The organism is Amycolatopsis sp. NPDC058986 (assembly GCF_042741125.1).
In the GTDB taxonomy this organism is placed as follows: Bacteria; Actinomycetota; Actinomycetes; order Mycobacteriales; family Pseudonocardiaceae; genus Amycolatopsis.
In genome coordinates this window covers 23,390-50,238 of the sequence record NZ_JBHYJW010000002.1, presented here as the reverse complement: position 1 = coordinate 50,238, position 26,849 = coordinate 23,390, and the positions used below count along the sequence as shown (strand labels likewise).

Below are 26,849 nucleotides of genomic sequence, written 5' to 3'. Positions count from 1 at the left end.
CAACCCGCAAACCGTTTTTGTCCATTGTGTGGGGGGATCGTATTTTTTAATATGACCCCGCCCCCACTGCGGCGGGTGGGTCGGGGAGCCCCCCAGGGGGGGGTGGGGGGCCCCCCCCCGCACACGCTCCCGCGCAAGGGAACCCGACTTTCCCCGCGCGGGAGACCGTGGAGTCAGCGGCTCCGGTGGGTGAGGAGCCGGGCCAGCGCGGCCAGTTCGGCGCCGGGCCGGGGCGACGGGTTCGCGACGGCGAGGTGCTGCATCGCCTCCGACAGCAGGAGATCCGCCTGCGACCGGCTCCACGCGCGGCCGCCCGTCAGCTCGACCAGCTCCGCCGCGCGCGCCAGCTGGGGCGCCGAAAGCGGGAGTTCCTGGGCGTACAGGCAGGCCAGCTCGCGCATCCCGTCGGCACCCGAGGCCAGCGCCGCGACCACCGGCAGCGACTTCTTCCGGTTCTGCAGATCGGAGAACACCGGCTTCCCGGTGACCTCGGGATCGCCCCAGATCCCGAGCAGATCGTCGACGTGCTGGAACGCCAGCCCGAGCGACCGCCCGAACAGGCCGAACCGCTCGACGAGCTCGGGCCGTCCCCCGACGGCGAGACCGCCGAGGGCGCAGGCCGAGCCGATCAGCGCGCCGGTCTTGCCCATCGCCATCCGCGCGCATTCGTCCGGCAGCACCTCGGCGCGCCGTTCGAACTCGAGATCCTCGCTCTGTCCCTCCAACAGCTCCAGCGTCGCGGTGCTGAGCGCCCGGACCCCGGCCGCACCGCCCGGCGCGAGGATCTCCATGGCCAGCGACAGCAGCGCGTCCCCGGCCAGTATCGCCGCCGACGTGCCGAACACGCTCCACGCCGTCGGCCGGTGCCTGCGGGTGGTGTCGCCGTCCATGACGTCGTCGTGCAGCAACGAGAAGTTGTGCACCAGCTCGACCGCGACGGCGGTGGGAAGGGCCTCGACGGCCTCCCCTCCCGCCGCCTCCGCGCACAGCAGCACCAGCGCCGGGCGGACCGCTTTCCCGGCCCTGGCGTGGCTCGGCTCGCCCCGTTCGTCCCACCAGCCGAAGTGGTAGCCGGAGATGTGCCGCATCGCCGCGGGCAGCCGGTCAACCGCCGCGCGCAGCGCCGGATCGAGCAGATCCCGGCTCCAGGCGAGGACTTCGCCGGCGGACCGCTCGACGGCGCGGGTGTCGGTCGTGCTCATCTCACCGGCCGATCTCGACGTCCTGGAGTACCCCGAGCGCGTCGGGCACGAGCACCGCGGCCGAGTGGTAGGCACTGACCAGATAGGACGTCACCGCGCGGTCGTTGATGCCCATGAACCGCACGTTCAGCCCCGGCTGCCGTTCGTCGGGCAGCGATTCCGGCCGCAACGCGACGACACCGTGATCGTCCGCGCCGGTGCGCATGGCCAGAATCGACGTCGTGCCCGTTTCGCTGATCGGGATCTTGTCGCACGGCAGGATCGGGACCCCGCGCCAGGTCGTGACCCGCCGCCCGTCCAGCACGTCGTTCGCCGGATACACCTTGCGCGCGGTGCACTGCCTGCCGAACGCGGCGATCGCCTGGGGGTGTGCGAGGAAGAAGCGCGTCTTGCGGCGGCGGCACAGCAGATCGTCGAGGTCTTCCGGCGTCGGCGGCCCGGTGCGGGTGGTGATCCGCTGGGCGAGATCGGCGTTGTGCAGCAGGCCGAAATCGGTGTTGTTGACCAGATCGTGCTCCTGCCGTTCGCGCAGCGCCTCCACGGTCAGCCGCAGCTGCTGTTCCAGCTGGTCCATCGGGTCGTTGTAGAGATCCTTCACGCGGTTGTGCACCCGCAGGACGGTCTGGGCGACGGCGAGGTCGTACTCGCGCGGCGAGGCGTCGTAGTCGACGAACGTGCCGGGGATCGGCGGTTCGCCGTCGTGCCCCGAGGCGAGGTCGATGCTCGCCTCACCGGCCTTGTTGTGGGGCTTTTCCGGATTCGCGAGCACCTCGGCGATGTGCGCGCGCAGCGAGTCCGCCCGCCCGTTCAGCGCCCGGAACGCCGCTTCGGTCAGCACCAGCACGGTGCAGCTTGTCGCGGTTTTCGCGGTGAACGCCCATTCCCTGGCCTCACCGCTGAGCATCTCCCCGCCGAGCTGATCACCGTCGCTGGACGTGCCGAGCAGCTGCGGGTCGCCGTACTCGCCGACGCCGAGCCTGCTCACCTTGCCGTGCGCGATCAGCACGACCATGTCCACAGGGGACCCGGCCGTGGCGATCACCTCGCCCGGCCCGTACTCCCGCTGTTCGAACCGTTCGGCGAGCGCGGCCAGCGCCTGTTCGTCGGAGAATCCGCGCAGCAGCGGGAGTTCCGCGAGTTCGGCGGGGATCACCTGCACCTGCGCGCCGGTCGCGAGGAAGGTGACCTTCCCGTCGCCGACGGTGTAGGTGAGCCGCCGGTTGACCCGGTAGCTGCCCGCCGGGATGCCGACCCACGGCAGCTGCGAAAGCAGCCACCGCGGGGTGATCCCGCGCATCTGCGGGACGGTCTTGGTCGTCGTGGCGAGTTTGCGCGCCGCGGTGGTACTGAGGGACTGCTGGGGCGGTGCCGCGGGTTCCTCGATGAGCGTCACGGCTCAGCCTTCCCGTCCGATCTCGGCGTTCTCCAGTACCGCGAGCGCGTCGGGCACCAGCACGGCCGCGGAGTAGTAGGCGCTGACCAGGTAGGAGATGATCGCCTGATCGCTGATGCCCATGAACCGCACGTTCAGCCCCGGCTGGTACTCGTCGGGCAGCCCGGTGTGGTGCAGGCCGACGACGCCCTGTGCCTCCTCGCCGGTCCGCATCAGCAGGACCGAGCTGGTCCTGGTCTCGGTCACCGGGATCTTGTTGCACGGCAGGATCGGCACGCCGCGCCACGCGGGAACGTGGTGCCCGCCGAGGTCGACCGAGTCCGGGTACACCCCGGCCTTGGTGAACTCGCGCCCCATCGCGGCGATCGTCCTCGGGTGCGCGAGGAAGAACCCGGGGTCCTTCCACACCAGCGCGAGCAGCTCGTCGAGGTCGTCCGGGGTGGGCGGGCCGCTGCGCGTCGGCACCCGCAGATCGAAGTCGGCGTTGTGCAGCAGGCCGAAGTCGCCGTTGTTGATCAGCTCGTGTTCCTGGCGTTCGCGCAGCGCCTCGATGGTCAGCCGCAACTGCTGCTCGATCTGGTTCATCGGCTGGTTGTAGAGGTCGGCGACCCGGCTGTGCACCCGCAGCACGGTCTGCGCGACGCTCAGCTCGTACTCACGCGGCGAGGCGTCGTAGTCGACGAACGTGCCGGGCAGTTGCGGTTCGCCGTCGTGGCCGGACGCGAGGTCGATCTCGGCCTCGCCGTGTTCGTTGCGGGACAGCTGCCCGCCCGCGACGAACTGCTCGAGGTGATCGCGCAGGGTGTCCGAGCGGCCGACGATCTCGTCGAACGACTGACGCGGCAGGGAAAGCACCGTGCACGCGGTGACGGCCTTCGCGGTGTACTCCCAGATCACGTCCCCGTTGGTGAGCACGGTTTCGCCGAAATAGTCGCCGTCGGCGAGGGTGCCGAGCACCGTCTGGTCGCCGTACGCGCCGGCGCCGACCTTGCTGATCTTGCCGTGCGCGATGAGGTACACGCGGTCGGCCTGGTGCCCGAACTCGACGAGCACGTCGCCGGGCTGGAACTCCTGCTGGCTGAACCGGCGCGCCAGCTCGCCCAGCACGTCCTCGTCCTCGTAGCCGCGCAGCGGTGCCAGCTCGCCGAGCTCGGCCGGGATGACGCGGACCTCGGAACCGGCGCTGGTGAACTGCACCCTGCCGTCACCGACGGTGTAGCTCAGCCGGCGGTTGACCCGGTAGGTACCACCGGAGACCTCGACCCAGGGCAGCACCTTCAGCAGCCACCGGGAGGAGATGCCCTGCATCTGGGGAACCGACTTGGTCGTCGTCGCCAGGGTGCGCGCGGCGGCACGGCCGAGACTCAGTTGCGGTTGTTCGGTCGGGTTCGCGGAGTCGACCGGCTCGGTGACAGTCACAGTGAGAACCACCCATCGTCGAGTGTCTGACCGCGCGCGAAAACGCACGCAGCTGGGATTCTTCGTATTTCCGCTCATAACGCGGGTCGAGGGGCACCGCGGATTCAACATAGCAAGCCGGGGGCATCACACAAGCACACGATCGGGTCAGGAGCCGCTCTGTCGCGATAGGTGAAAATGATCATTTCGGACAGTGGTGACCGCATGTATCCGAGCGTCACTCGACCGGGAAAACTCCTTGTTCACAGGGGGAATGGCTGGTGCGCAGGGCGAGCGTCCGGCGGGGTCCGGTCGGGGAAATTGGGCCGAACGGCCAAGAGCCCGCCGTCCAATAAGGCCACTCGGATGAATCGTCGATTCCCCGGTTGTCGCCTATTCAATAGGTGACTAGTTTGAGCGAGTCGCCGGGTCGAATACACCGGAAAGGTACAACCGGATGAACATCTACGTCACCGGGATCCTCTGGGTCGTCGGGGCCGCCGTCGTGGGTGGGGTGATCGGCTACCTGGTCCGCCGGTTCGGCTGGGACGAGGGGCGCCGGGACAACAACGACGCGGCAGGTCAGGTCTTCACCATCATCGGCGGGCTGCACGCGGTGCTCGTCGCGTTCGTGCTCATCTCGCTGTTCGACGCGGTCAACACCGCGCGGGAGGACTCGTACAAGGAGGCCAACGGGGTCATCGCCGCCACATGGGCGGCCGAATCGCTGCCGGGGGACGTCAAGGACAAGGTGCGCCAGCTCGCACAGGCCTACGTCACCACGGTCGAGAAGCAGGAGTGGCCGCGGCTGGCCGACGGCGGGAAGGTGCCCGACACCGGCTGGTCGCAGCTCGACCAGATGCGCCAGGTGGTGGCCGCCGTCGAGGTGGACGGCCAGGACGGCTGGCTCGTCGATCGCAAGCAGCAGGCGACCACCCAGCTGTGGGAGGTCTTCCAGGCCCGCCAGACCCGGCTCGAGAACGCCGGGCACCGCAACGTCGGGGGCGTGGTGTGGTTCGCGCTCATCCTCGGCAGCCTGATTTCGGTGCTGCTGCCCAACCTCTTCGGCGGGACGAGGCTCGCCGCGCACATCGTCATCGTCTCCACCCTGGCCGGTACCGTCACGTTGCTGCTGTTCGCCATCTACCAGCTGCAGAACCCGTTCAGCGGCGGCGCGAGGGTCCCGGCGGACGCGTTCAGCGCGGCGCTGCAACGGCTTTCCTGAGCCATGCGCGCACAGTGGGTGGCTCTGGCGGCGGCCGTCGCGGTCGCGGGCCTGCTCGCGATGACCGGCGCGCTCGCCCCGCCGGAGTCCACCGCGGGCGCGCCGGCGGAGTGCGTCGTCCTGCAGGCCGAGAACGAGCACGAGGGCGCGCCGTCGACGTTGCGCAGGCTCGCCCTACCCTCCGGGGCCACCGAAAGCCTGGCCAAGATCGGCTACTGGGTCAACGCGATGGGCTACGCGGAAAAACAGGACCTCGTCTACGCCGTCGCGGACGGTACCCCGGCGGGCCGGTTCCCCGACGGCGCGCACGCGGTGACGATCGACCGGCACAACGCGGTCGCCGACCTCGGCCCGGTGGCGCGCGCGGGCGCGCGCCGTCCGGTGTGGAGCCTGGTCACCGGCGCGACCGCGGGCGCCGTGGCGGGCAAAACCTGGTACGTGCGGCGGGACGGCGAACTGTACACAGTGGACATCGACCCGGCGAGCCCCGACTACGCCCGCGTCGTCGGCCAGGTCGCGCTGCGCCCGATCGCGCTGGCCATCAGCGTCGACGACTTCGCGTACGACGCCGCCGACGGGTTGCTGTACGGCGTCTCGACGTCCTCACGCGGTGGCAGCGCGGTGGTCACCATCGACCCGGCGACCGGCCGCGTCGCCGAACGGCCGGGCCTGCGCTTCCCGCCCGCGACCGCGTACGGCGCTGTCGTGCTCGGCAAGGACGACGCGTTGTACGCCACCGCGAACCGGATCGGGCACCGGAGTGTGACCTACCGCTTGCCGCGGGACGGTTCGGGCCCGGTCACCGAGGTCGCGACCGGCCCGCCGCTGGTGAGCGCGGACGCCGCGGGCTGTCTCGGCCCGCCACTCCCGCCCAGCACGCCGCCGACGACGCCCACTACACCGCCGAGCACACCGCCGACCACGCCACCCAGCACGCCGCCGAGCGTCGAGCCGCCGAAGAGCCCGCCGTCCAGTCCGACGCCGGTGCCGCCGTTGCCGGTGGAGCCGCCGCCGGTGGCCCCGGTGGTTCCGCCACCACAGCCACCACCGCCCCCGGTGACCTCGGCGCCTCCGGCCACGAAGCCGCCCACCGCGCCACCGCCCACGCCGCCGACGTCCTCGAAGCGGCCGCATCCGGCGGCGACACCGACCCCGAGCCAGAGCCAGGCGGCCGATGCCAAGCGGTCCCACGCGGAGAGCGTGAAAACGCAGCGTCGCTGGGGCGTCACCGCTTTGGTACTGGTGCTCGGCGCGGGAGCGGTCGCGACCCACGTGCGGCGTGGCCGTTAACGTCACCTTCGTCTCGAAGACGGCATCCGTCCATGTCGGGCGCCCAGACTCCTCCTCCGGTGTCGTGCGACGCCGGAGGAGGAGAGACGGATGAAGCGGGCGAGAATCGTTGCCGCGGTGGGAGTTCTGGCGCTGCCAGTGCTCACTGCGGGCACAGCGGAGGCGCAGGGGCTGCGGGCCAGGGACGACCACTACCGCGTACGGGCGGGGAAGACGCTCGATGTGCGGCACCACGGTGTCCTGGCCAACGACCGGCTGCGCGGCCCGCTCGGGTCGGTGGTGCGGCACACCGCGCCGTCGCACGGCTCGGTGAGCATCGACCCGTCCGGCACGTTCCGCTACACCCCGGCGCCCGGGTTCACTGGCACGGATTCCTTCACCTACACGGTGTCCGACGCGGTGAAGCTGTACCCGGCGGAGGTGCCGCCGCTGGCCACCATCGGCGGCGTCCAGATCAAGGGCGGCGCGTACGGCTCGTCGCTGGCCGCGGTGCCGGGCTCGCCGCACGAGGTCTACGGGCTCACCGACCGCGGCCCGAACGTCGACGGCCCGGACGGCGGCAAGATCGAACCGCTGCCCGCGTTCACCCCGGCGATCGGGAAGTTCCGGCTGGACGGCGGGAAAGCCGTGCCGGAGAAGGTGATTCCGCTGCGCGCGGCGGACGGCACGCCGTATTCGGGGCGGGTCAACACGCAGGCGAACACCGGCGAGAAGATCGTCGACCTGGCCGGGAAACCACTCGCCGCCGACCCGAACGGCTACGACTCCGAGGGGCTGGCCGTGCAACGGGACGGCACGTTCTGGGTGTCGGACGAGTACGGCCCGTTCATCACGCACTTCGGCCGGGACGGGCGCGCGATCGAGCGGCTGTCGCCCTTCGACGGTTCGCTGCCGAAGGAACTCGCGAACCGCGTGCCGAACAAGGGCATGGAAGGCCTGACGCTGACCCCGGACGGCCGGACGCTGGTGGGGATCATGCAGTCCGCGTTGCAGCAGCCCGATCTCACCAAGAAACCGGGCAACGTCACCACGGTGCGGATCGTCACGGTCGACCTCGCCACGCGTGCCACCCGCGAATTCCTTTACCTGCTCGACAATCCGAAGGACACCAAGACGGCGGTCAGCGAGATCACCGCGCTGTCGGCGACCCGGTTCCTCGTCGACGAGCGGGACGGCGCCACGCAGCCCGGCGCGTACAAGAAGCTGTTCGAGATCGACCTCGCCGCTGCCACCGACGCCGGCCCGCGCACGACGGCCGGGCCGTACGACGCGGCGAAGGGCGGTCTGCTGGTCAAGGGCAAGAGCGTCGACGCCTACGTCGGTACCGACGACACGGCGACCGCTGCGGCCGACCTCGCGGCCGCGGGGATCAAGCCGGTGTCGAAGAAACTCCATCTGGACGTCGGCGCGCTGGTGTCCGGTTTGGACCCGGCGGGCGGGTTCTTCGGGCACGACAAGATCGAGGGCGTGTTCAGCCCCGACGGCGGCCGGACCGTGGTATTGGCCAACGACAACGACTTCGGCATCGACCACGTGACGAACTCCGCGCCGCCATACCAGCTCGGGCCGAAGCTGCTGCCCGACGGCCGCCAGGACGACGGCGAATACCTGGTCGTCGACACGGGGCGGCTCCCCGCCGCGACGAGCACCGCCACGGTCAGGATCACCGTGCGGTAGGTCAGTACTTGAACTGGTCGACGTTCTGCTGGGTGATCAGCAGCGGGTCACCCAGCAGTATCATCCGCTGCGTCACGTCGTATTTCACCGCGGGCAGCTCGAGGCTGACCTTGTTGACCGGGGCGAGCTGCCTGCCCTCGGCGAGCTGCTTGCCCGTCCACGCGGTCAGGTAGCCGAGCGATTCGACGTTCCACAGCACCGACTGAGAGCTCGACCCGTCGAGCAGATAGGGCTTGATCGCCTGCGGGGTGCCGACCCCGACGGTGAACACCTGCCCGATCTTCTGCTGGTCCCGCACCGCCTGTGCGACACCGGGCGCGGACGTCGTGCACTCGCCGACCAGCCCGGTGAGATCCGGGTGGCGGGCCAGCAGCTCCTTGGCGAGGCTGGTGGCGTTGTCCTTGTCCTCCCCGGCGTACACCGTTTCGACGAGCTGGGCCTGCGGATACCGCTCGGCGGTGTAGCTCCGCTGGACCGCGATCCAGGCGTTGAGGTTCGCCGCGGTGGGACCGCAGGACACGATCGCGTACTTGCCCTTCCCGCCCGTCTTGGCCATCAGCGCGTCGGTGAGCGCGGTGCCCACCCCCTCCGCGGTCGCCTGGTTGACGAACACCTCGCGCTGCGTGCCGGGCGCGTCCGTGTCGGACGTGAGCACGTGGATGCCCTTGGCGCGGGCGTCCGCGATCACCGGGGCCAGCGCGATCGGGTCGTTCGGTGCCACCGCGATCACGTCCACCCGCTGCCCGACCAGGTCCCGCACGATCGACACCTGGGCCGCCGGGTCCACCGAGGACGGTCCTTTCGAGATCCACTGGATGCCCAGCTGCTTCGCCGCCGCGCGGCCGCCGGTGTCCATCGCGTCGAAGTACGGGATACCCGCGACCTTCGGCACGAACGCCACACGTGGCTCCTTGCCCGGCGCCGCGCCGTCCACGGCCTGACGGCCACAGCCTGCCACGGCGGACAGCACCGAAAGCAGCACCACACCCAGTACGAGCGTCTTCATCGGCGCCGGCATCCCCACCCATTCCTCACAGGTCCTCACAGCACTCACGAACGGTCTACGCGCGGTGGAGACCTGGGGCGAAAGTAGGGGAATAGGTAACGATGGTCAACGGGCAGTACGCAAAGGGTTACTCATTTGTTTGTCGCGCTCGCCGCGTCCGGACCGCTCCGGCTGGGTACCCCTGGGGGGATTGGTGCTCCCCGTCGTTGGTTATTCCGCGAACGACGTGCCTGGTGACGTGAAAGTCGTCTCTCTTGCGGTAGTACCCCAGGGGGGTATAGTTGCCCGCATGAACGAGACGCGACACGGAGCCAGCTGGTCGATGGCCGCCACGGCGACCCTGCACTGCCTCACCGGCTGCGCCATCGGCGAGGTGCTCGGCATGATCCTGGGGACCGCGTTCGGCCTGCACAACGCGGCGACCGTGGTGCTCTCGATCGTGCTGGCGTTCGTCTTCGGCTACGGGCTGACCATGCGAGGCGTGCTGAAGTCGGGACTCGGCCTCGGTGCTGCCTTCAAGGTCGCGCTGGCCGCGGACACGGTGTCGATCGCGGTGATGGAGATCGTCGACAACACCGTGATCGTCGCGATCCCCGGCGCCATGGACGCCGGGCTGACCAGCGTGCTGTTCTGGCTGTCGCTGGTGATCTCCCTGGCCATCGCCTTCGTGGTGACGGTCCCGGTCAACAAGTGGATGATCGGCCGCGGCCTCGGCCACGCCGTCGTCCACGCCCAGCACCACCACTGAACACCGAGGGCGCCGGCCGCGTGATCAGACCGAGGACAGGTCGATCGCGCGGTCGGCGTCGTGCGGCCGCAGCACCCGCAGGATGCCTTCGAGCAGGTAGTAGTCGGCGTAGGGGAGCGAGATCTCGACGCCGTCCTCGCTGGGGCGGTTGCGGGTGCAGCGCGCCACGATCGCCTCGGCTCGCGTGGAGCGCGTCGTGAGGCAGGTGCGGGACAACGCCGTCAGCAGCCGCAGCGCCGCCTCGCGGTACTGCGGTCGCTTCGCCACGACCGCCAGGTCGAGCAGCCCGCAGGCCATGATCGCCCCGGCGGACGCGTCCTTGACGTCGTAGGGCTGCTGCGGCGCGAGGTAGTCCCACACCGGCACGTGGTCCGGCGTCAGCGCCTTCAGTGCGAAGTCCGCGAGTTTCCGTGCGGTGGCGAGGAATTCCGGGTTCCCGGTGCGCCGGTACATCGTGGTGAACCCGTAGATCCCCCAGGCCTGCCCGCGTGACCAGCACGACGCCGGGCTGTAGCCCTGCACGGTGCCCGGGCCGATCGGCGCCCCGGTGGCCGGATCGAAGTCGAACACGTGCGGCGTCGAGCCGTCCGGGCGAGGGAACACGCGTTGCGCGGTCTTCGCGTGTTCGGTGGCGATGCCGAGGTACTTCGGGTCCTGAGTCTGCTTGCTCGCGAACGCCAGCAGATCGAGGTTCATCATCGTGTCCATGATGATCCGGCCCGCGTTCTTCGGATCGTCCAGCCTGCCCCAGGCCCGGATGAACCGCCCGCGCGGGTTGTAGCGCTGGATCAGCGAATCCGCCGCCCGCACCGCGCCGGCACGCCAGTGGCCGTCGCCGGTGAGCCGCCACGCGGTGACCCAGGAGGGGTAGAACAGGAATCCGAGGTCGTGCGTGCCGGTGTCGTTCTGGCGCGGCGCGAGTTTCTCCGCCGAGGCGAGCGCGAGCGCACGGAATTGTTCGTCGCCGCTGTACAGCCACGCCAGCCACAGCGTTCCCGGCCAGAACCCGCCCACCCAGTCGCCATTGCTCGAATAGGTCCATTTCTCGAACTTCGTCCCGACCGGAAAGGCCGTGACACCGGGAGCGACGGCGCGCAGCTTCGTCACGGCGTAGTCCGCTGCCGTGCGCAGCGCATGTTCTTGGCTCGAAAGGTCTTCCGCCGCCGCGGCCGTGGGGGAGAGGCTGGTCGCGGCCACCGCGGCACCCGCCGCGGTGCTCAACAGGGTCCGCCGGGAAACGCTCACGAGTACCCGCCATCCGGTGGGGAACAAGATCGCGCCGAGTTTTCCATGATGGCGACGTGTTTGTATAGCCGCGTTCGGCCGGTTTTAGTGCCGCGATTGTTCAAGGATGTGAATTCGCTGGTCGGATGTTGGCGTTGTGGCGGAAGAATCCCAGGGTGCGGTTGCCGCCGAACGCCGTCGCGTCCGCGGCCTTCGTCGTGTGCGCGTCCTGCAAGGGGAAGATCGGCACGAGCGAAAGCGGCGAGGATTTGCCGGGCAGGTACGTGACGAGGGTGTCGAGCACCGGTGTCGCTGACCGTGCCACCGGGGACGGCGAGTCCGTGCCGCTGGGTTGCGGCGTCGAGCTCGGCCCAGGTCGTGCCGCCAGCACGGTGTGCGGTCCTGGCCACCGGGGCGACCGTGATCGCCCGCAGCGCGGACAGGTCGATGAGCAGAGCGTCGTGGTCGTCGTCGGCCGCCGTGAGCACTTCGCCACTGAGCCGTTGTCGCAGGACAGTCGGGTCGTGGTGGTTCTCGTCGATTGTCGTCATCACGGGACCGGATGCCCGAAAGGGCGAAGGCCCGGTGCAGGGGGTCCACCGGGCCTTCGCGTCAACGGCGGGGCGGGCCCGCCGTAGTGGTAGTAAACGATACGCCGCTCAAGATCTGCTGGAGGAATTAAGCCGCACTCGTTATCAGGGCGTTTACCTTCGCGGTGTCAGGCGCACTTCGGCGCGACCGGGCTGTCGGAGCCGGTCTGCAGATAGGTGTCGGAAACGTAGTGGCCGGGGCCGATCCGGTCCCAGATCTTGCTGGTGCCGAATTTGCCGGTGACCGTGTCCCCTTCGACGTAGCATTCGATGGTCACCTTGGCGTGGTTCGCCGCGAGCCCCTTGACCGCGGCCGAGGTGCTGGCGCCGGCGCGCACGTTCATCGGGTCACCGGCGGTGGTGACGACGCCGGTCGGGCCGGAGCCGGTCCACAGGTAGGTCACGTTCACCCAGCCGTTGTCGGACATCTTGAGCCCGTCCCAGAACACGCCGTCGGCGAGGTCGATGCCCGCCGGGTTCTGCACCTTGTAGCCCAGCCCGCTCTTGCCGCCGTTGTAGTTGTCCTGGTACGCGGCCTGCGCCTCGGGCTTGCCCTGCGGCAGGTCCTTGAACTTCTGGCGCGTCGAGGACGGGTTCCAGTAGTCGTCCTGCTCGTTCCACGGGCCGACCTCCCACACCGGCGCGTACTCGCAGCGGCTGTTGTCGGTGCGGCAGACTCGGGCGGTGTAGTTGCCGGTTCCCTTGGGGGACAACGACCTTCCGGACGGGAACGACACGAAGTGGTCGCGCGAGGTGATCACGTGCCCGTTGGCGGTGGTACCGCCGACGAGACCTTCGCGGGTGCCGTAAACCTTGTACGTCAACGGGGTTCCCGCCGCGACGGCGTTGGCCTGCGGGGCGTTCTGGGGGGCACTGTCGGCGCTGAGCCGGACGTCGCGGACGGTGGGACGGACGCCGTCGGTGGTGCTGGACAACGAGATCCGCACCTGCACCGAGCCGACCGGCTTGGCGAACGTCGCGGCGCCCTGGTCCGCGGGAGTCCACTCCGTCCAGTCGTTCGCGCCGGTGCGGCCCCGGACGTCGACCTCGACCGTGGTTCCGGCGGGCGTGTCCGCGGCGACCTGCGCGGCGACGCGGTTCGCCGGGCCGCCCAGCGGGTGCTCGGCCAGCAGCAGCTTGCCCTCGCTGCCCGAGGTCACCGCCGCGGTTCTGTGCCAGGCGGCGTTGTCCAGCGTCAGCACTCCGCCGTCGGCCCGCACATTGACGTCGTCGTTGTCCACAGTGGACAGATCGGCCCGCCAGGTCCCGGACGGCGCCGCCGGTCCGGCGGTGGCCGGGGTCGAGGCCAGTGCCGTGACGGCCCCGGCGGCCAGTACCGCCGCGGTGACCCGGCGGAGCATCGCGTTCCGGACCATGTCCGGTCTCCCTTCACCCACACGAATGAGAACGGGTGAAGCTTGCGCACGCCGCGTACACGATCTGTACAAACCCGCTCCGCGACATATGCGTGATCAGAGACGCCACTCGCGTGATCGAAGAGCGATCTCGCGTGATCAGACGGAGATCTCGCGTGATCCGGCGAGATCGCTGGAAGGGGTCAGGCGGAGGCGATGCGGCGGGGGCCTCGGGGCTCCTCGGGGGACGGGGGATCGGGGTCGCGGAGGCGGTCGGCGAGGGCGGATTCCTGCGGGCGCGCGGAGAGTTCCCGCCAGATCGCCAGCGCGCGTTCGGAGTAGGTCCGCGAGCGTTCCGGCTGGGCGAGTGCCTCGTGCAGCTCGCCGAGCAGTTGCGACACCTCGGCCTCGGAGCGGCGGTCGCCGTTGCGCCGGTGCACGCTCAGCGAGTTCATCAGCAACAGCTGCGCGTGCGCGAAATCCCCGCTGTACAAGTAGAGTTCGCCGAGGTTCTGGTTGGCGTAACCGACGCAGTGGTCGTCGCCGAGCTCGGAGAAGATCGCGATCGCGCGGTCGACGTGCTCGCGCGCGTCCGCCAGATTGCCCCTGTGCTGGTACATCAGCGCGAGCCGCTTCAGCCCGTGGGCCTCGCGGTGCCGGTCGCCGATGGCGACGGACAGTTCGAGCCCGTCGCGGATCCAGCGTTCGGCCGCGGCGAAGCAGCGGCGTGCCATCCAGACCGCGCCCGTCGCGATCCTGGCGACGGCCTCGCCGTGCCGGTCTTCGGCCTCGGCGAACAGTTTCAGCGCCTCGTGACAGTGCGCCAGCGCGGTCTCGTTGTCGCCGTGGATCCGCACGATCGCGGCGAGCCCGGCCAGCGCGATCCCGGCGCCCTGCGCGTCCCCGATCCGTTCGTACAACGCCTTCGAGTGCTCGAACGCCACCTGCGATTCCGCGTACCGGTCCTGGTAGAGGAAGATCTGCCCGAGGTTGCGCTGGATGATCGCCTCACCGTGCGCGGCTCCCGCACGCCGCGCCGCTTCCAGCGCGACAGCGTGGGTGGACAGCCAGTCGTCCTGATGCCCGCGCAGGTCGAAATACGGCGTCATCGCCGCGGTCAGGCGCCACGCCAGATCGTCACAGCCGGTTTCCGCGGCGAGCGTCACGGCCGCGACCACGGTGTGCCGTTCCGCGGCGAACCACGCGGCGGGATCGGCCAGCAGCCCGTCGGTCCCCGGCGGCAGCGGCGGATGCCCGGCCTCTTCGTCGCGATACTGGCCGAAGAAGTGGATCGGCATCCGCGCCGCGGCTTCGACGGCGAGCGCGAGGTAGCCCTCCAGCACCCGTCTGGTCGCGGCTCTCGATCTTCGCGCGTCGTCCTGCTCGGCGAGTTCGACGGCGTAGCAGCGCAACAGATCGTGCAGCCGGTACCGCGGCTGGCCGGTGGTGTCGGAACCGACGAGATCGACCAGATGCGCGTCGACGAGCACGTCGAGGACGTCGTCGGCCTCGGGCCTGCCGAGCAGCGCGGCGACCACCCATGCCGGGAACTGGACCGCGCCCAGCCCGCCGAGCCCGCGGAACGCCGTCGCCGCCGACATCGGCAGCAGGTCGTAGGACAGCGTCACGCTCGCGCGGACGGCGAGGTCGCCGACACGCAGTTCGTCCAGCCGCCGGTGTTCGTCGTGCAGCCGGTCGGCGAGCACCCGCAGCGTCCAGCCGGGCCGGTGCGTGAGTTTCGCCCCGGCGACCCGGATCGCGAGCGGCAGGTGACCGCACTGCCGCAGGATCATCGCCGCGCTCTCCGGCTCCGCCGCGACCCGCCGGGTGCCGACGATGCCCTCCAGCAGCCGCGCGGCCTCGGGCTCGGGCAGCAGTTCGACGTCGACGGGCGTGGCGCCCGCCAGGTCCGGCAGCTTGACGCGGCTGGTGACCAGCACCGCGCACGCCCCGCTGCCCGGCAGCAGCGGACGCACCTGCGCGGCACTGCCCGCGTCGTCGAGCACGACGCACATCCGCCGCCCGGCGAGCCGCGAGCGCAGCAGCGCGGCCCGCTCCGGCAGCTCGCGCGGCAGCCCGGCGTCGGGAATTCCCAGCGTCCGCAGCAGTTCCGCGAGGACGCCCATCGGCGCGCGCGGCGCGGACGACGTGCCCGCCAGATCGACGTGCAATTGGCCGTCGGAATACACCTCGCGCACGGCGTGCGCCACCCGGACCGCGATCGCGGACTTGCCAACGCCGGGTGCCCCGGAGAGCACGACCACGGCGGGAGTGCCCCGGCTGGCGCGCTCGCGCAGCAGCGCGACCACGTCGCCGACGATGTCGTCGCGGCCGGTGAAGTCGGGCAGGTCCAGCGGCAGCTGGCAGACCGGGGTGACGGGAGCCTCGGGCAGCACCGGGGTTTCCCGGGCCGGGACGAGCGTGGCGCGTAGTTCGCGCAGCCGGGCACCGGGTTTCGCGCCCAGCTCATCGCCGAGGACCTGCTCGGCGGCTTCGTACGCCTCGATCGCCTCGGCTGTCCGGTCCGCGGCGCGCAACGCCGCGATCAGCTGAGCCCAGAGTTCCTCGCGCAGCGGGTGCTCGGTCACGAGGCCGCGGAGTTCGGCGACAGCCTCGTCACAGCGGCCGACATCGATCCGGGCCTTGAGCCGCTGCTCCTGGACCGACAGCCGTAATTCACCCAGACGGGCTACAGTCGCGCCCCAGCTGTGATCGTGCGGGAGGCCTTCGAGGACCTCGCCGCGCCACAGCGACTCGGCCTGGTCGAGCAGGCCGAGCGCGGCCTCGGGCTCGCCGCGTTCGAGCACGCTGCGTGCGTTCATGGCCAGTCCGGTGAACAGAACGTGATCGAGCTCGTCCGGTTCGGCGGTCAGCAGATAGCCCGACGCGCGGCTGCTGATCCGATCGGCCAGTTCCGGCGCGCAGTCGGCGAGCCGCCGGCGCAGCGAGTGCACGTACGTGCGGATGTTGGCCGCCGCCGAGCGCGGCGCCGTCTCCGGCCACAGCACCTCGACCAGCACTTCCGTGGACACGACGACGTTGGGCTGCAAGGCCAGCGCGGCCATGAGCAGCCGTGGTTTCGGCCCGCCGAGGGGTAGCACCTGGCCGTTCACCGTCACCTCGAGCGGGCCGAGGATCCGGAAGCGGACAGCCGCGTTCCCGGCGGGAGATGCCGCCCCAGTCGGCAAGTTCCCCATGGCCCGGATGCTATGGGCGTTCTGGGTGATTCGCTAGATCCATTCGGTGGTCCCGCGCGCGTGCGCGCGGGACCGGCGATTTGTACGAGTCGTGTATGCCCGCTCGTCAGGCTCGGCTCATGGTGCGTTCGAAGTTACGACGTCTCGCCGGTTTCGGGATCGTCCTGGCCACGGCCGGTGCGTTGACGTTGGCCGGCGCGCTCCCCGCGTCGGCGGCGGTGTCCGGGACGGTGACCACGGCGGGTGACCCCCTCAACGTCCGTCGCGCGGCGAACACCGCGGCGACCTCGGTACGGACCGTGGCCAACGGCGCGACGGTGAGTATCGACTGCCAGACCACCGGCACGAAGGTGACCGGTCCGCTCGGGACCTCGACGCTGTGGGACTACGTGCCCGCACTCGGCGGGTACATCTCCGACGCCTACGTCAAGACCGGCGCGGACACCCGCGTCGCCCCCGATTGCGGTGTCGGCAGTGGCAGCGCCCAGTGCTCGGCCGGGACCTGCGCGGGGGAGGGCCAGTTCCGGTCCTCGGACGCGCATTTCCTGGTGTACGACAGCGAAGCGGACGGCAAGTCCGCCGTGGTCGCGTACTGGCTCAAGGGCGGCGCCGGCCCGTTCTACGTGTGGAACTCCGGCGGCAACGGCACGGTCGTCGACAAGGCCGTTTCCGTGCCCAAGGGCGGCTGGGTCTTCTACAAGGCCTGCGTGGGCCATTACGCGGCCACGAATCCCACGCTCGAAGCGTGCAGCGCCGGTCTCACCGACTTCGCCGCGTAAGCGCTTTCTCTTCCACCGAAGTCCCCACCACTGAATGTTCCCACGAAGGGGTTTTGCCATGGGCCGAGTGAACCGGCGATCGGTGCTGCTGGGCGGGCTGGCCGCGGCGGGCGCCGTCGCGCTGCCCGCGTCGCTGCCGTCGTGGGCCAGCGCACGCACCACCGCGGCGGCACCGCCGATCCACGACCCGTTCCAGCTGGGCGTCGCCTCGGGCGACCCGCTGCCCGACAGCGTCGTGCTGTGGACCCGCCTCGCACCCGCGCCGCTGAACGCCGACGGCTACGGCGGAATGCCCGACGCGTCGTATGCCGTCGACTGGGAGATCGCCAAGGACGAGGCGTTCACGACGGTGGTGCAGCGTGGCACGGTGACGGCGGCCAGGGCGTCGGCACACAGCGTGCACGTCGAACCGGCGGGTCTGGAGCCCGCGCGCGAATACTTCTACCGCTTCAAGACGTCCGGCTACCTCTCGCCGGTCGGCCGGACGCGCACCGCGCCCGCCGCCGGCGCCGCGGTCAACCAGCTGAGGTACTGCTTCACCTCGTGTCAGCACTGGGAGGAAGGCTGGTACCACGCGTACAAGGGCGTCGTCGCCGACAATCCCGACCTGGTGTTGTTCCTCGGCGACTACATCTACGAGAAGAAGTCCGGCCGCGCCAAGGCCGAGCTCAACCCGCGTCGCCTCGCTGTCCCGGACGACGCCGACACGCTCGCGCTCTACCGGGCCCGGCACGGGCAGCACAAGACCGACGCCGATCTCCAGGCCGCGCACGCGCTCGCCCCGTGGATGGTCGTGTTCGACGACCACGAGGTGATGAACAACTGGAACGGCACGACCAGCCCCGCGCCCGCCGCGCGCAAGGCGGCCGGGTTCCAGGCGTTCTACGAGCACATGCCGATCCGGGCCACGGCCAAGCCGAACGGCGCCTCGATCCAGCTGTACCGCCAGTTCCTGTGGGGCAACCTGGCGCGCTTCCACATGATGGATACGCGGCAGTACCGGAGTGCGCAGGTGTCCGGCACGGCGTGCGGTCCCTACCGCGACCCGGCGCGGACGATCACCGGTTCGGCACAGGAACAGTGGCTGCTCAAGGCGTTCGAGACGCATCCGGCGACCTGGGATTTCCTTGGCCAGCAAGTGTTCTTCGCGCAGCGCGACGGCGACGGCAAGAAGGACACCTGCGAGAGCCCGGATTCCTGGGACGGCTACCAGGCCTCCCGCGACCGCATCACCCAGGGCTGGATCGATCGCAAGGTGCCGAACCCGATCGTACTGACCGGCGACGTCCACCGGCACTGGGCCGCGGACCTGCGCAAGGACTATTACGACCACAGCGACCCGATCGTCGGCTCGGAGCTGGTGACCACTTCGGTCACGAGCAACAGCGACACCGCGACCCCGCCCAGCGCGGCGTGGCTGGCGAACAACCCGCACATCAAGTACTGCCAGGGAAAGCGCGGCTACGTCCGGGTGGACGCCACCGCCGCGCAGCTGCGGGCCGACTTCGTCGTCGTGTCCGACACGACCGAGCACGACCCCGCGAAGATCACCATCAAGCCGGACGTCGGTTTCGCCGTGCAGGCGGGCAAACCCGGTTTGCAGAAGGTGTGACGCGGGTTACAGGACGGAACTCGGGCGTCTCGTCCGCTGTCTGAGTTCCGTCTCCTCGAGGCTGTTTCACCGTGGGTGGAACACCGGGAGGGTCCCGCGCCCATCTGGGGGTGGTGCGGGACCCTCCTTACTCGTATTCTGGGCTTTCCGCCGTCGTGTCCCGAAATTCTCCTCACGACAGAGGCGGTATCCCCGTGAAAACGAAGAGAAAAGGCCTGGTCGCGTTGCTCATGGCGGCCGGACTGGTCCTCGCTGGTACGCAGGTTTCTGCTGCGGTGTCCGGTGGCGTGGTCGACGTCAAGGACTACGGCGCCAAGGGAAACGGCTCCGCCAACGATTCCGCGGCGATCGACAAGGCGATCACCGCGGCGGGCGGCGCGGGTGGTGGGACCGTGCGTTTTCCGCCCGGTACTTACAAGTCGGCCAACACGGTCCACCTGAAGAGCAACGTCACGATCCAGCTGGACGCCGGTGCCACGATTCTCGGGGACGGCGCGAAGACGTACGACAAAGCCGAACCCAATCAGTGGGACGAGTACCAGGACTACGGGCACAGCCATTTCCACGACGCGATGTTCTTCGGGGACGGACTCACCAACATCGCCTTCACCGGCTCCGGCACGATCGACGGCGGCGGCCACCTGATCACCGGGAACCCGAAAAGCGGCGAGGCCGACAAGATCCTGTCGCTGACCCGGTGCGACGGTCTCACCCTGAACGGGATCAAGCTGCGGCGTGGCGGACATTTCGCGGCGCTGATCAACGGCTGTAAGAACGTCGTCTCGGATCACCTGGTCATCGATACGGCGGGCGACCGGGACGGCTGGAACATCATCAGCACCACACACGTGCGCATCACGAACATCACGGTCGCCGCGAACGACGACGCGCTCGTGTTCAAAAGCGACTACGCGCTCGGGAAGAAGCTCCCGAACGGCGATGTCACGGTGACCGGCGCGAAACTCTCGGCGGTGTGTTGCAACGCGCTGATGTTCGGCTCGGAAACCTGTGGTGACTTCACCGGGTACCAGTTCTCCGACGTCGTCATCACCGGGGCGCACAAATCGGGGCTGGGCATGGTTTCCATGGACGGCGCGAAGATCTCCGACGTGCACTACCGGAACATCACGATGTCCGGGACGTACTCGCCGATCATGCTGAAGATCGGGACCCGGAAACGGTGCGGGAACGATCCGGGTGTCGGTTCGATCAGCGGGATCACCTTCGAGAACATCAAGGGCACCTACACCGGTGGCGGGTCGTTCAGCCCGACGATCTGGGGTGCCGGTACCGCGAACCGGGTCAGCGATGTGCGGTTCACGAACGTCGATCTCACCGTGCCGGGCGGCAACGGAACGATGTCCACGGATGTGCCGAGCAACAACGCCACCGACTACAACCCGAAGAGCATCGGCACGCGCCCCGCGTTCGGCTGGTACCTGCACTACGCGTCCGGCATCCGGTTCGACGGCGGTGCGGTGAAATTCGCGAAGGACGACGGCCGCCCGGCGATCATCGCGAACAACAGCTCCGGTATCGCCTTCGACCGGTTCACCGTGCAGCGCGGTGGAAAGAGCCCGTTCGACGTCGGCTTCCAGAACGTCGACGGCTACTGCGTCACCGACACCACCACGACCACCGGCGCCGCCCCGCGCCTCTCCACCCCCGGCTCCACCCCACACTGCTGACGCCTCGCCTGAAAGTTCGTGAAGGCCTCCTTCACGGCGCTCAACGCCGGTATGGAGGCCTTCACGGACCTTCCCTGGGTCGCTTCCGCATGGTTTCGGGGCTCATGACCGCGCCGACCCGCCGAGCAGTCGTTCGGGACGTTCGCGCGAACCCGGCGTGTGGGGCCGGACGCACCGAGGGACGCCTTCGGTGCGTTGGGTGCGGCGAGGGCGTCCCTCGGTGCGTTGAACGCACCCGGGGCGTCCCTCGGTGCCGCCGCGCAGAGCCGCCCCGCCGCCCGCAGCGCAAAGCCGTGGGGGCCTCCTTGAGGGACCCAGAGTCCCTCAAGGAGGCCCCCACGGACCATGTGGCGGCGCAAGACCGGTGCGGGTTCAGGAGCGCTGTTTCATGAATTGTTCGTTCATGATCAGGAAGGCGCCGAGGCCGTGGAAGTCGTTGGTCCTGCGGGCCCGGCCGTAGTAGTAGTCCAGGGTGCCGACGTTGGTGCCCTCGCAGATGTCGGCCACGTTCGTCAGCCCGTCCGAGCCACGCGACACCTTCTGCAGCACTCCGGCGTAGCCCTTGTTCGCGACGGACTGGTACGACGCGGGCAGGTAGCCGCGCTCGACGCCGCGGGCGATCGTGAAGGTGTACATCGACGAGGCCGACGTCTCCAGCCAGTTCTTCGCGTCCCCGCCGCGGTCGACGATCTGGTACCAGCGCCCGGTCGCCGGGTCCTGGTACCGCTGGTACCCGGCCGCGAGGAAGCGCACCATGTCGACGAGCGCGGCGCGGCGGGGATGATCGGCGGGTAGCACTTCGAGGATGTCGATGGCGGCCATCCCGAACCAGCCGATCGCCCGCGCCCAGTGGAACTGCGAGTGATGTCCCGGCCCGGACGCCCACGGTTCCGAGCCGTCCTCGTCGTAGGCGTGGTACAGCAATCCCTTGCCGGGCTCGGAAAGATGCTTGAAGTACACCACGAGGTTCTTGGCCGATTCCTCGAAGCAGTATCCCGGATCGCCGAACGTCTTCCCGTACAGCGCGAGGAACGGCTGCGCCATGTAGACGCCGTCGCCCCACAACTGGCCGACCTTGCTCGTCGCGTGGAACATGCCGCCGTCGGACGTGCGCGGGTAGGCAGGGAAGCGTTTGCGCAGCTGATCGGCCGCCGTCTTGTACTTCTTGACGCCGGTTTCGGTGTACAGCAACGGGAGCATTTGACACGACCGCATGGCGTCGAGGTTGGTGAACCCGTTGGAGATCCCGCCGTCGCTGATGAACCTGTCGTACCACGCGATGACGAAGTCGAGATACTTCTTCTCGCCGGTTCGCCGGTAACACAGGTACTGGCCGTACATGTAGAGGCCGAGCGTGTACCCCCAGCCGCCGATGGTGGCGGGGGTGAACCGTTTCATCGTGGAGTCGATGACCGCCCGTGAAAGGTCCGCCGCCCCGTTCGGCGGCAGCCGCCCGGGGAGAGCCGCGGCCACACCGGGCACGGCGGCCGCGGCGGCGACGCCGAGGGTGCCCGCCAGGAACGTGCGCCGCGGCAGCCGCGCCGGGTGAAAGGGGTGGGACATGCGTAGTCCTTTCCTGCGCTGGCCCCGGTGACGCGGTGAAGAAGGTGGCCGGGATGCCGATCCGCCGTCCGTCGGCATCCCGGCCGGCTCGAGGGGCGACCGAGTCGCCTGGGCGGTGGCCGGGTGAGCGTAAGCGCTTACCCTGATTGAACGTCTACTCGCCCGGGAGTTCCCACGTCAAGAGCGATCAGATTTTCTGTGTCATATATCAGATATTTCCGGCCGGATGGCCCGGTGGGTGGGTAGTCGCCTTGACCGCCCGTGGGCGCCGGAGTACACCCCCTGGTATGTCAGGAAGACATTCGCTCCGGCGCGGGACGACCGTCGCGCTCGCCCTCCTGCTGGTGATCCTCGGTCTCACCTCGCCGGCGTCGGCGGACCTGCAGAATCCCCGGCAGAAATGGCTTCGCGACAGCCAGGCGGGTCTCTTCCTGCACTGGGGCATGCGGACCTCGCCCGGGTACACCAGTTGCGCCGCCTGGGAAAAGGCGATCTCCGGCGGCGGCTGGACGCCGGAGTACTGGGTCGACGAGGCGAAGAAACTGCACGCCTCCTACCTCGTGCTGGCTTCGTTCCACAGCAGACTCGGCTATTCGCGGGCATGGCCGTCCGCGATCCCCGGCAGCTGTGCCACTGAACGGGACTTCCTCGGCGAGCTGATCAAGGCCGCGAAACCGCAGGGGCTCAAGGTCATCCTCTACATGACCGACGACCCGCAGTGGCACGACGAGGGCGGCCACGAATGGCTCGACTCCGCGGCGTACTCGAAGTACAAGGGCCACAACGTCGATCTGACCACCCGCGACGGGTTCGGCCAGTTCAGCTACGACAACTTCTTCGAGGTCATGAAGAACTACCCCGACCTCGGCGGCTTCTGGATCGACAACGACAACGCGTACTGGGAACAGCACGACCTCTACGCCCAGATCTACCGGCAACGGCCGGGCTATCTGCTCTCGAACAACAACGAAGACACGCCGATCATGGACACGATCAGCAACGAGCAGAAGACCGGGATGAGCCCGGCGTACGACTATCCGCAGGCGATCTACACCGCGCAACCACGGCTCACCGAGGCGTGTTTCAAGCTGCCGAGTACCGGCGCCTGGTGGTACAGCGGCTCGGATTCGGCGGTCGACTACCGGCTCACGCTCGGCAGGCTGATCAGCAATTCCGGCTCCTCGGTGAAATCGCTGATGGCCGAAACCGCCATGGTGAACGGGAGGTTCCCGGCCAAGCAGGAGGCGTTCAACAATTTCGCCAAGGGCTACCTCGACGCCATCTGGCCCTCGCTCGGCGGTACCGAGGGCGGCGGTTACCTGCACGGCGGAATGCAGCCGGGGTTCTGGAACGACGGCGCACACGGCGTGATCACGATCGGCAAGGAATCCCCGGAGACCCAATACATCCACGTCCTGACCACGCCCTCGACGCCGACGCTGCGGATCCGTGACAACGGCTACCGGGTCCGCGCCGTGACGAATCTGCGAACCGGCGCGCCGATCGCGTTCACCCAGGGCGATGGCAGCCTCACGCTGACCGGACTGTCCTCTTGGGACAGTTATGACACGGTGTTCAAAGTGGACACCGCGGGCAGGGAGGGCGTGTACGACCCGAAGACCGTCACCGAGAAGGCGAGCGCGTCGGCGGACGGGCATCCGGCGTCGGCAATGGGCGACGGCGATTACCTGACCTACTGGGACAACGGAAAAACTCTCCCGGTGTCGCTCGACTTCGACCTCGGCGCGGCGAAGAAGGTCCAGTACGTCGGCCTGAACCAGCGCGAGGACTCCGTCGGCTACGCCCGCTCGGCCACCGAGCAGTCGGCACGGATCAAGGACTATCAGGTGTTCGTGTCCGACGACGGCAAGAACTGGGGGAGCGCGGTGAAAACCGGCCGGCTGCCCAGCCATCGCGGCGTGCAGTTCCTCGACCTTCCCACGGCGACCAAGCGCTACGTGCGTGTTCAGGTCACGAGTACGTGGGCGGCTTCGAGCGACACGAAGCGGTACCGGCAGTTGCGGATCGACGAGGCCTGGGTCGGTTCGGCCTACGCCACCAAGGCTTCCTGAGCCGGGCCCGACAGGAGGTCCAGCGTCAGCGCCGCGGTCCAGCCGAAGGAACGCGTGCCGTGGCCCGTACCGGTGAAAGGATCGGTGTACTCGGCGAAACCGGTCTGCCCGGCGAGGGCGACCAGGTCCGCGCCGAGACGCCGAGCCAGAGCGACTTCGCCGTGCCGGACGAGGCCCCGGTGCACGAGCCAGCCGACGTTGAACCACGACGGCCCGCGCCAGTAGCGTGCCGGGTCGAAGTCCGCGGCCGTCAGGTCGTAGCTGGGCACGCCGCGCACCCGGCCGAGCGCGAACCGCGGCCCGGCGGCCGTCGCCAGCAAGGCCGGGGCCACCGGGAGATCGGGCAGTACCAAGGGGATCAGCCCGGCGCAGGTGTGTTTGTCACCAAGGACATCCGCGTGGACGTCGCGGGCGAAGAAGAACCCGGCGGCGTCGTCCCACAGCGTGTCCACCAGCGTCTTGGCGATGCGCGCCGCAGACTCGCGGTGCGCCGCGGCGGCCGAGGGCAGGGCGAGGGCGTCGGCGATCTCGGCGAGCGCGAGTTCGGCGTCGGCCAGCAATGCGTTGACGCCCGGATCTTCGACGCTGAAGCCGTCGGACACCTCGGGCCAGCGAGCGTCGGAGTAGCCACAGTCGCGGTACTCGGCGGCCAGCCGGACGTAGCGGCCGTAGTCCTCGTCGCTGGGCCGGTCGGCGGCCTCGCCGTGGTCGAGGTCGCGCCGGGTGAACGACGTGGCCGCCTCCGGGGTGACCCGCGACAGCGGCGCGTCCCACGCCGGGCTGTTGTCCATTCCCGACTCCCACGGATGCACGATCGAGACCAGCCCGCGCCCGCCGAGGTCGCGGTGCCGGGTCAGGTAGCGGTGCCACGCCACCAGCCTCGGGTACAGCGTGCCCAGGAACGCCTCGGCCGCCGAGCCGTCGGGGTCGGCCCGATGCGTGGCCCAGACCGCGCGGGCGTGGACCGGTGGCTGGATCAGGCCGGAGGTCCGGCCGGCCCGCCAGAAGCCAGGGCCGGGGAAGTACGCCTCCGGCGGCGTGTCCGGATTGAACAGGATGTGCGGCACCCGGCCGTCGCGCCACTGCGCGGAGAACAGGGTCACCAGCTCGCGCCGCGCGCGCTCGGGCGCGACGTGGCGCAGGCCGAAGGCGATGAACGCGGAGTCCCAGCTCCACTGGTGCGGGTACAGCTCGCGGGAGGGCACGGTCGACGAGCCGATCCAGTTACCCTCGAGCACTCGCGCGGCCGCCGCGCCCCATGTTTCCCTGATATGTCTACCGTATCTCCTACTTATGTCTTGTCAATGGACAAAAGTGGTGGCTGCGACGATGTGCGTCACACTCGAGGGGGACGACAGCGATGACAGGCGGTTCGACGCCGACCAGTGCTGGGGAGCTGTTACACCTGGTCCGCACCGGTCAGGCCACCACGCGCAAGGCGTTGCAGACGTTCAGCGGGCTGTCCCGCTCGACGCTGACGGGCAGGCTCGAAGTGCTCCAGGAGGCCGGGCTGCTCGCCGAGGCCGGGCACGAGGACTCCACCGGCGGGCGGCCCGCGCGGCATCTGCGCTTCGACGATCAGCACGCCGTCGTGCTCGCGGCCGGTATGGACACGATGCACGCCGAGGCCGTGATCACCGATCTGTCGGGACGTCGTCTGGCGCGCCGGGCCGGACCGCTCCGGGTCGCCGACGGGCCGGAGGCGGTACTCGATCGCATCGCGAAGTGGTTTGGCGCGCTCCTCGCCGAGAGCGGCAAGCGGGCCGAGGACGTCTGCGGCATCGGGTTGTCGGTGCCCGGACCCGTCGACCCCGCGCGCTCACGGGTCGTCCAGCCGCCGATCATGCCGGGCTGGGACGACTACCCGATCGCCGAGAACCTGGGCACCCGGTTCCCCGCGCCGGTGCTCGTCGACAACGACGCGAACCTGATGGCGCTCGGGGCGCACCGCGCCCGCTACCGGGACTGTCCGTCGCTCGTGCTGGTCAAGGTGTCCACCGGAATCGGCGCTGGGCTGGTGATCGGCGGCGAGGTGTACCGCGGCATCGACGGCGGGGCGGGCGACATCGGCCACGTCCGGCTGCCCGGCCATCCCGGCGCGCGGTGCGCGTGCGGGTCGCTGGGCTGCCTGGCCGCCGTCGCGAGCGGAGGCGCGCTGGCTGCCCAGCTGACCGAGCTGGGCCTGCCGACGGTGTCCGGTTCGGGTGTCCGCGAACGAGTCCTGGCCGGACAGCCGGAAGCGGTCCGGCTCGCGCAGATCGCCGGTCGTCAGGTCGGCGAGGTGGTGGCGACCGTGGTGTGCATGGTCAATCCGGGCGTCCTGGTGATCGCGGGTGATCTCGCCGAACCGCATTTCGCCGCCGGAGTCCGGGAAATCGTGTACCGGCGCGCATTGCCGCGTGCGACGCGGAGCCTCCGGGTGGAGATCGGTGATCGCGAAGACGGCGTCGCCGTGCGGGGCGCCGTCGCGATGGTGGTGGAAACCGAGTTCGCGCCCGCCGCCGTCGATCGACGCCTCGCGACTCGCTGAAACGGTTGCGCCAGATGGGTTTCTCCGCGCGAGAACCCGACGGAAGTAGGTGGCGCGACGCGGTCCGGTGTGCTTCGGGTGACAGCGGGAAAATCGGGCGTAATTCGCCAACGGGGACGTTCCGGGCGAAAAATCGGATTTCCGGTGACTATCGAAGCAGTTCGGCGAAGTCCGGGAAAGAATGACGAGATAACGGTTCTGTTGTGGTCAACAGGCGCCTTCCCTCGCACCGGAAACCGCGCCTAGTCTCTCCGGGTGTTCACCGGCCCCTGGGGCCGGGTTTCTCAAGAGGGAGAACCC

At 69.4% G+C, this 26,849-nt stretch carries 19 protein-coding genes; 9 read left to right on the top strand and 10 right to left on the bottom strand.

Annotation, left to right across the window (positions count from 1 at the left end; translation table 11 throughout):
• Nucleotides 1-173: 173 nt before the first annotated feature.
• The 3 genes from ACFW0G_RS02130 to ACFW0G_RS02120 are packed head-to-tail and all read right to left on the bottom strand — an operon-like array spanning nt 174 to nt 4,014.
• On the bottom strand, nt 174-1,202 hold the full coding sequence (locus tag ACFW0G_RS02130; protein ID WP_378322793.1) for a family 2 encapsulin nanocompartment cargo protein polyprenyl transferase: 1,029 nt from the start codon (nt 1,200-1,202) through the stop codon (nt 174-176).
• Nucleotide 1,203: 1 nt separating this feature from the next.
• Nucleotides 1,204-2,595 (bottom strand): family 2B encapsulin nanocompartment shell protein, encoded by a 1,392-nt coding sequence (locus ACFW0G_RS02125; protein WP_378322792.1) that lies wholly within the window; start codon nt 2,593-2,595, stop codon nt 1,204-1,206.
• A gap of 3 nt (nt 2,596-2,598) precedes the next feature.
• Entirely contained in the window at nt 2,599-4,014 is a 1,416-nt protein-coding gene (locus tag ACFW0G_RS02120; protein WP_378322790.1) for a family 2B encapsulin nanocompartment shell protein, read from the bottom strand.
• A 436-nt stretch (nt 4,015-4,450) separates the two neighbouring features.
• Between ACFW0G_RS02120 and ACFW0G_RS02115 the strand changes: the two genes are divergently transcribed.
• From ACFW0G_RS02115 to ACFW0G_RS02105, 3 genes are all read left to right on the top strand, one after another.
• On the top strand, nt 4,451-5,218 hold the full coding sequence (locus ACFW0G_RS02115; protein WP_378322789.1) for a hypothetical protein: 768 nt from the start codon (nt 4,451-4,453) through the stop codon (nt 5,216-5,218).
• A 3-nt stretch (nt 5,219-5,221) separates the two neighbouring features.
• On the top strand, nt 5,222-6,508 hold the full coding sequence (locus ACFW0G_RS02110) for a DUF6923 family protein (protein WP_378322787.1): 1,287 nt from the start codon (nt 5,222-5,224) through the stop codon (nt 6,506-6,508).
• A 90-nt stretch (nt 6,509-6,598) separates the two neighbouring features.
• Nucleotides 6,599-8,185: an esterase-like activity of phytase family protein gene (locus ACFW0G_RS02105; RefSeq protein WP_378322786.1), complete on the top strand. Its 1,587-nt coding sequence runs from the start codon at nt 6,599-6,601 to the stop codon at nt 8,183-8,185.
• 1 nt (nt 8,186) lies between these two features.
• Here the strand turns inward: ACFW0G_RS02105 and ACFW0G_RS02100 are convergent, their stop codons facing one another.
• On the bottom strand, nt 8,187-9,203 hold the full coding sequence (locus tag ACFW0G_RS02100) for an autoinducer 2 ABC transporter substrate-binding protein (protein WP_378322785.1): 1,017 nt from the start codon (nt 9,201-9,203) through the stop codon (nt 8,187-8,189).
• Nucleotides 9,204-9,480: 277 nt separating this feature from the next.
• Here ACFW0G_RS02100 and ACFW0G_RS02095 point away from each other — a divergent pair, with 277 nt between their 5' ends.
• Nucleotides 9,481-9,939 carry a DUF4396 domain-containing protein gene (locus ACFW0G_RS02095; protein WP_378322784.1) on the top strand — a complete coding sequence of 153 codons (459 nt, stop codon included), beginning with the start codon at nt 9,481-9,483 and terminating at the stop codon, nt 9,937-9,939.
• Nucleotides 9,940-9,963: 24 nt separating this feature from the next.
• Here ACFW0G_RS02095 and ACFW0G_RS02090 read toward each other — a convergent pair whose 3' ends face one another.
• The 4 genes from ACFW0G_RS02090 to ACFW0G_RS02075 form a co-directional block, all read right to left on the bottom strand.
• Nucleotides 9,964-11,184 (bottom strand): glycoside hydrolase family 88 protein, encoded by a 1,221-nt coding sequence (locus ACFW0G_RS02090; protein ID WP_378322783.1) that lies wholly within the window; start codon nt 11,182-11,184, stop codon nt 9,964-9,966.
• A 100-nt stretch (nt 11,185-11,284) separates the two neighbouring features.
• Nucleotides 11,285-11,467 carry a hypothetical protein gene (locus tag ACFW0G_RS02085; protein ID WP_378322782.1) on the bottom strand — a complete coding sequence of 61 codons (183 nt, stop codon included), beginning with the start codon at nt 11,465-11,467 and terminating at the stop codon, nt 11,285-11,287.
• Nucleotides 11,468-11,881: 414 nt separating this feature from the next.
• Nucleotides 11,882-13,129 carry a hypothetical protein gene (locus ACFW0G_RS02080; RefSeq protein ID WP_378322781.1) on the bottom strand — a complete coding sequence of 416 codons (1,248 nt, stop codon included), beginning with the start codon at nt 13,127-13,129 and terminating at the stop codon, nt 11,882-11,884.
• 182 nt (nt 13,130-13,311) lie between these two features.
• Complete coding sequence (locus tag ACFW0G_RS02075) at nt 13,312-16,305, bottom strand: BTAD domain-containing putative transcriptional regulator (protein ID WP_378322780.1); 2,994 nt, start codon at nt 16,303-16,305, stop codon at nt 13,312-13,314.
• Nucleotides 16,306-16,424: 119 nt separating this feature from the next.
• On the opposite strand from ACFW0G_RS02075, the gene ACFW0G_RS02070 reads away from it, so the two are divergent.
• From ACFW0G_RS02070 to ACFW0G_RS02060, 3 genes are all read left to right on the top strand, one after another.
• Complete coding sequence (locus ACFW0G_RS02070; RefSeq protein ID WP_378322779.1) at nt 16,425-17,084, top strand: hypothetical protein; 660 nt, start codon at nt 16,425-16,427, stop codon at nt 17,082-17,084.
• Between the two features lie 58 nt (nt 17,085-17,142).
• The gene (locus ACFW0G_RS02065; RefSeq protein WP_378322778.1) at nt 17,143-18,696 is read left to right on the top strand and encodes an alkaline phosphatase D family protein; all 1,554 of its coding nucleotides are present in this window, start codon (nt 17,143-17,145) and stop codon (nt 18,694-18,696) included.
• A gap of 194 nt (nt 18,697-18,890) precedes the next feature.
• Nucleotides 18,891-20,384: a glycoside hydrolase family 28 protein gene (locus ACFW0G_RS02060; RefSeq protein ID WP_378322777.1), complete on the top strand. Its 1,494-nt coding sequence runs from the start codon at nt 18,891-18,893 to the stop codon at nt 20,382-20,384.
• Nucleotides 20,385-20,756: 372 nt separating this feature from the next.
• On the opposite strand, the gene ACFW0G_RS02055 is transcribed toward ACFW0G_RS02060, so the two are convergent.
• Nucleotides 20,757-21,947 (bottom strand): glycoside hydrolase family 105 protein, encoded by a 1,191-nt coding sequence (locus tag ACFW0G_RS02055; RefSeq protein ID WP_378322776.1) that lies wholly within the window; start codon nt 21,945-21,947, stop codon nt 20,757-20,759.
• Between the two features lie 287 nt (nt 21,948-22,234).
• Between ACFW0G_RS02055 and ACFW0G_RS02050 the strand changes: the two genes are divergently transcribed.
• Nucleotides 22,235-24,019 (top strand): alpha-L-fucosidase, encoded by a 1,785-nt coding sequence (locus tag ACFW0G_RS02050; RefSeq protein ID WP_378322775.1) that lies wholly within the window; start codon nt 22,235-22,237, stop codon nt 24,017-24,019.
• On the opposite strand, the gene ACFW0G_RS02045 is transcribed toward ACFW0G_RS02050, so the two are convergent.
• On the bottom strand, nt 23,998-25,224 hold the full coding sequence (locus ACFW0G_RS02045; RefSeq protein WP_378322774.1) for a trehalase family glycosidase: 1,227 nt from the start codon (nt 25,222-25,224) through the stop codon (nt 23,998-24,000). The genes ACFW0G_RS02050 and ACFW0G_RS02045 overlap by 22 nt on opposite strands.
• A 155-nt stretch (nt 25,225-25,379) precedes the next feature.
• Here ACFW0G_RS02045 and ACFW0G_RS02040 point away from each other — a divergent pair, with 155 nt between their 5' ends.
• Complete coding sequence (locus ACFW0G_RS02040; protein ID WP_378322773.1) at nt 25,380-26,549, top strand: ROK family protein; 1,170 nt, start codon at nt 25,380-25,382, stop codon at nt 26,547-26,549.
• Nucleotides 26,550-26,849: the final 300 nt, after the last annotated feature.

Bases quoted from the DNA above. Each gene is read 5' to 3' on its own strand.
- ACFW0G_RS02130 (WP_378322793.1), bottom strand. From the start codon at position 1,202: ATGAGCACGACCGACACCCGCGCCGTCGAGCGGTCCGCCGGCGAAGTC.
- ACFW0G_RS02115 (WP_378322789.1), top strand. From the start codon at position 4,451: ATGAACATCTACGTCACCGGGATCCTCTGGGTCGTCGGGGCCGCCGTC.
- ACFW0G_RS02110 (WP_378322787.1), top strand. From the start codon at position 5,222: ATGCGCGCACAGTGGGTGGCTCTGGCGGCGGCCGTCGCGGTCGCGGGC.
- ACFW0G_RS02105 (WP_378322786.1), top strand. From the start codon at position 6,599: ATGAAGCGGGCGAGAATCGTTGCCGCGGTGGGAGTTCTGGCGCTGCCA.
- ACFW0G_RS02100 (WP_378322785.1), bottom strand. From the start codon at position 9,203: ATGCCGGCGCCGATGAAGACGCTCGTACTGGGTGTGGTGCTGCTTTCG.
- ACFW0G_RS02095 (WP_378322784.1), top strand. From the start codon at position 9,481: ATGAACGAGACGCGACACGGAGCCAGCTGGTCGATGGCCGCCACGGCG.
- ACFW0G_RS02080 (WP_378322781.1), bottom strand. From the start codon at position 13,129: ATGGTCCGGAACGCGATGCTCCGCCGGGTCACCGCGGCGGTACTGGCC.
- ACFW0G_RS02075 (WP_378322780.1), bottom strand. From the start codon at position 16,305: ATGGGGAACTTGCCGACTGGGGCGGCATCTCCCGCCGGGAACGCGGCT.
- ACFW0G_RS02070 (WP_378322779.1), top strand. From the start codon at position 16,425: ATGGTGCGTTCGAAGTTACGACGTCTCGCCGGTTTCGGGATCGTCCTG.
- ACFW0G_RS02065 (WP_378322778.1), top strand. From the start codon at position 17,143: ATGGGCCGAGTGAACCGGCGATCGGTGCTGCTGGGCGGGCTGGCCGCG.
- ACFW0G_RS02055 (WP_378322776.1), bottom strand. From the start codon at position 21,947: ATGTCCCACCCCTTTCACCCGGCGCGGCTGCCGCGGCGCACGTTCCTG.
- ACFW0G_RS02050 (WP_378322775.1), top strand. From the start codon at position 22,235: ATGTCAGGAAGACATTCGCTCCGGCGCGGGACGACCGTCGCGCTCGCC.
- ACFW0G_RS02040 (WP_378322773.1), top strand. From the start codon at position 25,380: ATGACAGGCGGTTCGACGCCGACCAGTGCTGGGGAGCTGTTACACCTG.